The 1,260-nt window shown below is 72.1% G+C and carries 1 protein-coding gene and 1 pseudogene; one reads left to right on the forward strand and one right to left on the reverse strand.

The window, feature by feature from the left end; genetic code table 11:
• The coding region (gene waaA, locus D588_RS0117715; protein ID WP_017916925.1) for a lipid IV(A) 3-deoxy-D-manno-octulosonic acid transferase at positions 1–990 on the reverse strand (990 nt) is incomplete at its 3' end.
• 103 nt (positions 991–1,093) lie between these two features.
• Here waaA and D588_RS27355 point away from each other — a divergent pair.
• A pseudogene (locus D588_RS27355) lies at positions 1,094–1,260 on the forward strand (lipid A biosynthesis lauroyl acyltransferase); the annotation flags it as partial.

Here is a 1,260-nt window from a genome sequence, read left to right on the forward strand (position 1 = left end):
GGCCACCTGGGCACACGCATAGAACCCCATCAGCTCGCCCAGCGTATCGATCACGAACACCGCATCCTCGGCGCCCGGCCACTGCTGCTGGCGGCGCGTGGCCACGCGCCAGCCCTGGTCGCGCGCCAGCGCCTCGACCTTGGCGAAGCGCTCCGGATGCCGCGGCGCCCACAGCAGCAGCAGGTCCGGCCACTGCCGGCGCAACTGCCGGTGCATCTCGATCACCGCCGCTTCCTCGCCGTCGTGGGTGCTGGCGGCGATCCACACCGGACGCGTCGCAGGCACGCGCTCGCGGAACGCGGCGACGACCTCCGGCAAGTGCGCAGGCGCGGCGATGTCGAACTTCAGGTTGCCCAACGCGCGCACCTGCTCGGCACGCGCGCCCAGCGCGACGAAGCGCTCGGCATCCTCCTGCGACTGCGCCGCCACGCAGGTGACGGTGCGCAGCGCACGCCCGATCAACGGCCGCAGCAGCCGGTAGCCGCGCAACGAACGCGCCGACAGCCGCGCATTGAGCACGTACACGGGAATGCCGCGGTCGCGGCAGCCGAACAGCATGTTCGGCCACAGCTCGGTTTCCAGGATCAGCGCCAGGCTGGGGCGGAAGTGCTGCAGGAACCGGCCGACGCTGCCGGGCACGTCGTAGGGCAGATACACATGATCGAGCGCGTCTCCCCACAGCGCGCGCACCCGCTCCGAACCGGTCGGGGTGATGGTGGTGATCACCCAGCGGATGTCCGGGCGCTGCGCGCGCAGCGCATTGACCACCGGCGCGGCGACGTTGACCTCGCCCACCGAGACCGCATGCAGCCACACCCGCGGCCGCCCGCGCGCCTGCGAATACGAGGCGTAGCGCTCGTCCCAGCGCTGGAAGTACTGGCGCACGCGGAAACCGCGCCAGACCAGGTGATAGACGGTGACCGGCAGCAGCAGATAGAGCACGGCCGAGTACAGGCCGCGCAGCAGCCGCTCGATGAAATCGTTGCGCATCCGGACAGCATAGCCGGTTGCAAGCAGGCGGCGGCAGACGATCGCCACGCGCGCCGCAGCGCACGCCGACGCGGTGATGCACGCGCCCGGCTAAACTTGGCGCATGTCTGCCGCCCCCACTCCGCCCGCGTCCGCCACCCAGGCCGCACCGCCGCCACGCTCGCCCCGCCACTGGCCCACCTGGCTGCTGCTCGGCCTGGCGGTGATCGCCGCGCGCCTGCCCTGGCTGTTGCAGCGCGCCCTGGGTCGCGGTATCGGCTGGGGGGGGGG

The organism is Xanthomonas sp. SHU 308 (genome assembly GCF_000364645.1).
Lineage (GTDB): Bacteria > Pseudomonadota > Gammaproteobacteria > Xanthomonadales > Xanthomonadaceae > Xanthomonas_A > Xanthomonas_A sontii.